Consider the following 6,338-nt stretch of genomic DNA (forward strand, 5'->3'; position numbering starts at 1 on the left):
GGATCACCTGAACAGTCGCGCCGAGGTAGTCTCCGCGGCGTTCCTTTTCGATGATGTTCCGGTAGATCCGCCCAGTGGTGATATTGTCCTGTTTGTTGGCAGGACGCCCGGTGAAGCGCTCATAGTGACCAAGGTCGAGGTCAGTTTCAGCGCCATCATCGGTGACAAAGACCTCACCATGCTGGTAAGGCGACATCGTGCCGGGGTCGACGTTGAGATAAGGGTCGAGCTTGCGAATCCGTACACGGTATCCACGAGCCTGGAGGAGTGCCGCCAAAGCGGCAGCAGCGATGCCTTTTCCGAGGGAAGAAACCACGCCGCCAGTGATGAAAACATATCGGGCCATGGGCTTATCTCGTTAGTCCTTTGCAAGTGATTTGGCCACAAAAAAATTCGGCCCTAAAGCCGTTTTCCCCGTCCCAATCATTTTCCATTCCAAACGAAACGGCCAGACGCGAGGTCTGGCCGTTCCAACAAATTCAACAATAGTTCTTACAGAACAATAACTTCCGTGCCAATGCTGACGCGGTTGTAAAGATCGATCACATGGTCATTGACCATACGGAAGCAACCGTTCGATGCGGAACTTCCGATGCTCGACGGCACGATCGTTCCATGAATGCGGATGTGCGTGTCCTTGTTGCCCTGCGACAGGTAAAGTGCGCGCGCACCGAGCGGATTGCCTGGGCCGCCATCCATGCCGTTTTCATATTTGGCGTAGTGGGCAGGTTCCCGTTCGATCATCTCTTTGGTCGGAATCCAGCGTGGCCATTCACGTTTCGTCTGGACCACGGCTGTGCCCTTGAATTCAAGGCCCTCCTTGCCGACTGCAATACCGTAGCGGCGAGCCGTGTACGAGCTTTCGACGAGGTAGAGGAACTTTGCCTTCGGATCAATTACGATCGTGCCCGGCTTGTAACCCGTGAACTCGACGTCCTGGGGCATGTATTTCGGGTCGATCCCGTATTTGTTCTTGGCTTTGGCAGGCTGCACCGGCTTGCGAACTTCTGCAACCTCGATCGGCTGCGCTGCCGCTTGGGCATCAGCGTCGGCCTTGTCATTGCCGCCAAGCCCGAATGGATTCAGAATTTTTTTGATAATTGGTTCTGCGGATGCCGGGCCCGACAAGGCCAGGAGCGACATTCCTATAAGCAGAGAGCGACGTGACAGCATAGTTTAAAGTTCCCGCGTAGATTGCAAAACGCCATCAGCAGCGTTTGCGAGGCCCCCAAGGCCAATCTGATATCGCGATATCCGAAGACCAGTTTCTTCTCAATGCAAATCGCTGTGAAGAATACCACAGATTCATTGTTCGCATCAAAAGGTTGCGGAAGCGCAACACATTTTACGCGCTTCCGTCAATCAAACGATTTAGCGGTCCGAATTACTGCGAATTCGGGACCGGATTTGCCGGTTGTGCGGGCGTAACCGGAGCTGTCGGCGCAGGTAGCGTCGATTCGGGCGCAGCCGGAGCAGTGGTACCTGGCGCCGCCGAACCGGCTGCCGGCGCATTGGAGGCAGGCGGCGTCGCATTATTGGACGAAGGGCCACCCAGCTGGTTGAGAATGCCACCACTCGTCGGAGGCTGCTGGCCTGCGGGCTGAGTCCCAGTGGTCGTGGGGATACGGTTGAGAATGTCAGTCGGATTTTCACCGTAGCGGGCCATGATGCCGAGCGCCAAAGACGTAATGAAAAAACCCGTTGCGAGGATCGCCGTCGCCCGTGTCAGCACGTTTGCAGCACCTCGAGCCGTCATGAAGCCCGAGCCACCACCAATTCCAAGACCACCACCCTCGGAGCGCTGCATGAGCACGACCCCGACAAGGGCAAGTACAATCAGAAGATGAATCACGATGACGACGGTTTGCATGGGGTATTTTCTGCTTTCAAGGGGTCGGACGCGGCTCTTTACACCGTATCGGCCAATAAACCAAGCCCGTCAGGTGACAGTTTTCTTGCGCTTTTCGCGGTTTTTCCGTCGCTCAAAGAGAATGATACGCCTCACAGATGGCGAGGAAGTCCGCTGCTTTCAAGCTCGCGCCACCAACAAGCGCGCCGTCGACATTTTCGACCCCCAGAAGCTCCACCGCGTTGGCCGGCTTTACCGATCCGCCATAGAGGATGCGCATCTTAGCGCCTTCACCACCGAAACGCGTGCTCAACGCGGAACGGATAAAGGTATGCACTTCGTGTACATCCGTGGCGGTCGGTGTCAGACCCGTTCCAATGGCCCAGACGGGTTCATAGGCTATAATGCTGTTGTCGGCGTTGGCGCCATCTGGAACCGAACCCGAAAGTTGTGTAGCAACTACGTCGAGTGTAGCGCCTGCCTGGCGCTGCGCTTCTGTCTCGCCAATACAGATGATCGCCACAAGCCCCGCTTCCCACGCTGCCCTTGCCTTTGCGTTGATCATTTCGTCCGTTTCGCCATAGTCCCCCCGGCGTTCGGAATGTCCGACAATCACGTGGGATGCGCCGGCATCTTTCAACATGTCTGCCGAAATACAACCGGTATACGCACCTGATTTTTTTGCGTGGCAATCCTCTCCACCGATACTCAACGCTTCACCCTCGACGGATTGAGCAGCACGGAAGACAAGCGTTGCGGGCACACAGATCAACGCGTCGATCTTCTCGCCAATCGCGGAATTCGGCCGATTGACGATGATACGCAGTTCCTCGAGCGACTCTCCGGTACCATTCATTTTCCAGTTACCAGCAACGAGCGGACGGACATCTGGGGTCATTGAGCGTTCCTTATGCGATTGTTTTGGCAATTTCTCAGTCTGACTAGCAAATTCACTCGATAAAGCAATCGACACAAGCCTTCCATGACGCTATTCCCCTATGGATTCAAATAAGCCTCTTGACTGATACGGTGACTTTTAATGCTCGACTCTCTCCGCAATGTTGCACAAACTTGGGTGGCAAAAGTGCTCATGGGCCTTCTCGTGGTCAGCTTTGCCGGATGGGGTGTTTCCAGCACGATCCTCGGTGCAATAAGCGGCAGTGCAGCCATTCGCGCCGGGCATTCCGAAGTGTCGCCGGTCGATTACCGCTTGGCCTACGATCGCCAACTGGCTGCACTATCGCAGCGCTTCGGTCAGCGCCTCACGCGCGAGCAGGCCGATGCCATCGGAATTGGTCATCAGGTGCAGGGACAGTTAGTTGCCGGCGTGGTTCTCGACGAACAGGCGCGTACAATGTCGCTCGGCCTGTCAAAGGATCGTCTGGCACAGCTCGCCGCTGAAGATCCGGCATTCCAGGGTGCCGATGGCCGCTTCAATCCAGCACAGTTTGATATGGTGCTCCGCAACGCCGGTATGAGCCCGCAAAGCTATCTCGACAACCGTGCACAGGTCGCACGCCGTCAGCAGATCGTCGAAGCCGTTGCCGATGGCGTCAAGGCGCCTGACACCCTCCTTAAAGCGGTTGCTCTTTATAAGGGCGAGTCACGCACGATCGATTACGTCGCCATGCCGAAGAGCTTCATGAGCGATATTGCCGATCCCAGCGATGCGGATTTGAAGACGTATTTCGATGCAAACAAGGAAGTTTACGGCGCGCCGCAATACCGCAAGGTAAGCTATGTCAAGCTTGAGCCGAAGGATATCGCCAATCCGGCTTTGGTGACACCCGAAGAGATCAAGACTGAATATGACAACAACACCGCGCGTTATTCGACGCCGGAAACGCGCACCATCGAACAGTTGACCTTTGCGAATGAAGATGCAGCAAAGGCTGCATACGACAAGATCGTGGCCGGAACCAGCTTCGACGATATTGTCAAGTCGGAAGGCAAGAAGATGGATGACGTTCGTCTCGGCACATTCCCGAAAACCGGCCTGCCCGATCAATCGATTGCCGATCCGATCTTTGCGCTTCAGGCAAACGGTGTCAGTGACGTGCTGAAGGGTGCATTTGGGCCAGTTCTCGTTCGCGTATCGGCTATCAATCCTGAGGTCACCAAGCCTCTCACCGAAGTCGAGAAGGATATTCGTGAGACCTTAGCTTTGACACAGGCAGCGTCCGCGATTGCTGATGTGCACGATGCCTATGAGAATGCGCGGGCTGACGGTGCGAGCATGGCAGAGGCCGCAGCAAAGCAGAACCTGAAGGTCGTAACGATTGATGCAGTCGATTCCAGTGGCCATGGTGCCGATGAGAAGGAAATTGCCAATCTGCCCTTCGATGAGAACCAGTTGGCAGCAGTCTTCCAGGCGGACGTCGGCTTCGACAATGAACCGTTCAACCTCGGTACGAACAGCTATCTCTGGTATGACGTCGATAGTGTAACGCCTGCCCGTGAGCGCCCGCTCGATGAAGTAAAGCCGCGCGTTGTTGCGGCGTGGAAGGCGGCCGAAGCCGAAAAGCGTCTCAACGAGAAAGCCGAGGAGGTGCGCAAGCGTGTCGCCGGCGGCACATCGCTCGACGATATCGCGGCAGAATTCAAATTTACCAAGGATACGAAACGCGGCATTACGCGCCAGAGCAAGGATACGGATCTCGGTGAAGGCGGCGTTGCATCGGTCTTCGATGGTCCGGAAGGACTTGTTGGTGTGACGGAATCGGCGTCCGACGGCTCGAAACTCATCTTCAAGGTCTCAGAGTCGATCGAACCGGCGAATGTCGGACCGGAAACCCTAACGACCGTGGAGCGAGATGCATTCGGTTCTCGTATTGCCGACGACCTGCTCGACCAGCTCGTCGCGCAATTGCAGACTGTATATCCAGTTTCCATCAACCAGACCGTCATCAATCAGGCACTTGCACGTTAGGTCAGACAGAAAATGGCTGAATTAAAGCGCTTCATCGGCATAGCGGCTACAGGCAAGGCGCTCTCGCAGGAGGAAGCCGTCGAGGCATTTGACATCATGATGTCGGGACAGGCCACACCTGCCCAAATCGGTGCCCTGTTAATGGCGCTGCGGGTGCGTGGTGAAAATATCGACGAGATAACCGGCGCTGTTTCCGCCATGCGGTCCAAGATGCTGAAGGTGAATACCTCTTCGAATGCCATCGATATTGTCGGAACGGGTGGCGATCAATCGGGTTCATACAATGTCTCTACCTGCGCCGCATTCGTTGCCGCGGGTGCCGGTGTTCCCGTCGCCAAGCACGGCAATCGTGCCTTGTCATCGCGTTCCGGCGCGGCTGATACGCTGGCAGCTCTTGGAATCAACATCGAAATTGGCCCAGAACTGATTGCCACCTGCATCGAACAGGCCGGGATCGGCTTCATGTTCGCGCCGATGCATCACCCGGCCATGAAGCATGTTGGCCCCGCACGCGTCGAGCTTGGCACACGCACAATCTTCAACCTGCTTGGTCCTTTGACAAATCCGGCAGGCGTCAAACGTCAACTTGTCGGCGTATTCGCGCCTGAATGGGTCGAGCCCATAGCGCATGTCCTGAAAAACCTCGGATCTGAAGCCGTATGGGTTGTGCATGGCGATGGTCTGGACGAGATTACCACGGCCGGCGTGACCAAGGTGGCGGCGCTGGAAAACGGAAAAGTTCGCACTTTCGAGATCCATCCGGAATCCTTTGGCTTGCGGCTGGTGGATCCGCAGGATTTGAAGGGCGGTACGGCCGATGAGAATGCAGTGTCCCTGCTTTCGGTACTCGATGGTGCGCACGGCGCTTATCGCGATATTACCCTGTTCAATGCGGGTGCAGGGCTTGTAATTGCCGGTGTGGCGGCCGATCTCAAGATTGGCATAGAGATGGCGGCACATTCGATCGACAGCGGTGCTGCCCGAAATGTGCTTAAAAAGCTGGTTCACGTTTCCAATAGCGAGGCGCTTTGACCATGGTTGATATTCTTCGCAAGATCGAAGCTTATAAGCGCGAGGAGATCGCTGCTGCCAAGACACACGTCACACTTGATGAACTGAGAGCACAGATAAAGGATCAGGACTCACCGCGTGGTTTTCTCGCTGCCCTGCAAAAGAAACGCGCCGCCGGACAGTTTGCACTCGTCGCCGAGATCAAGAAGGCCAGCCCGTCGAAAGGCCTGATCCGTCCGGATTTCGATCCGCCAGCATTGGCGAAAGCATATGAGGCCGGAGGAGCCGCGTGCCTCTCCGTGCTGACCGACGCGCCGTCATTTCAGGGTGCTCCGGAATTCCTGCAAGCCGCCCGTGCTACGACCAGACTACCTGCCCTGCGCAAGGATTTCCTGTTCGATACCTATCAGGTCTATGAAGCGCGCAGCTGGGGTGCCGATTGCATTCTTGTCATTATGGCAAGCGTTACCGACGACGTAGCACGTGCGCTGGAAGAAACGGCCGTTGCGCTGGATATGGACGTGCTTGTCGAAGTGCACGATGAGGCAG

General features: G+C 56.1%; 6 protein-coding genes and 1 pseudogene. 3 read left to right on the forward strand and 4 right to left on the reverse strand.

Going from position 1 to position 6,338, the window contains the following annotated elements; genetic code table 11:
* From ACXJ5O_RS15785 to tpiA, 4 genes and pseudogenes are all read right to left on the reverse strand, one after another.
* A pseudogene (locus ACXJ5O_RS15785) lies at positions 1-346 on the reverse strand (CTP synthase); the annotation flags it as partial.
* A gap of 146 nt (positions 347-492) precedes the next feature.
* Positions 493-1,173, reverse strand: coding sequence for a L,D-transpeptidase (locus tag ACXJ5O_RS15790; protein WP_210003688.1), 681 nt, complete (start codon positions 1,171-1,173; stop codon positions 493-495).
* A gap of 211 nt (positions 1,174-1,384) precedes the next feature.
* Positions 1,385-1,870, reverse strand: a complete 486-nt coding sequence (gene secG / locus ACXJ5O_RS15795) for a preprotein translocase subunit SecG (RefSeq protein WP_457300713.1) — start codon at positions 1,868-1,870, stop codon at positions 1,385-1,387.
* 112 nt (positions 1,871-1,982) lie between these two features.
* Positions 1,983-2,747, reverse strand: coding sequence for a triose-phosphate isomerase (gene tpiA / locus ACXJ5O_RS15800; RefSeq protein ID WP_457300714.1), 765 nt, complete (start codon positions 2,745-2,747; stop codon positions 1,983-1,985).
* A 141-nt stretch (positions 2,748-2,888) separates the two neighbouring features.
* On the opposite strand from tpiA, the gene ACXJ5O_RS15805 reads away from it, so the two are divergent.
* The 3 genes from ACXJ5O_RS15805 to ACXJ5O_RS15815 form a co-directional block, all read left to right on the forward strand.
* The gene (locus ACXJ5O_RS15805) at positions 2,889-4,778 is read left to right on the forward strand and encodes a SurA N-terminal domain-containing protein (protein ID WP_457300715.1); all 1,890 of its coding nucleotides are present in this window, start codon (positions 2,889-2,891) and stop codon (positions 4,776-4,778) included.
* Positions 4,779-4,790: 12 nt separating this feature from the next.
* Positions 4,791-5,810, forward strand: coding sequence for an anthranilate phosphoribosyltransferase (gene trpD / locus ACXJ5O_RS15810; protein WP_457300716.1), 1,020 nt, complete (start codon positions 4,791-4,793; stop codon positions 5,808-5,810).
* Positions 5,811-5,812: 2 nt separating this feature from the next.
* Positions 5,813-6,338, forward strand: a 526-nt coding sequence (locus ACXJ5O_RS15815; protein WP_457300717.1) for an indole-3-glycerol phosphate synthase TrpC, incomplete at its 3' end; no start/stop codon positions are given.

The organism is Phyllobacterium sp. P5_D12 (genome assembly GCF_054049495.1).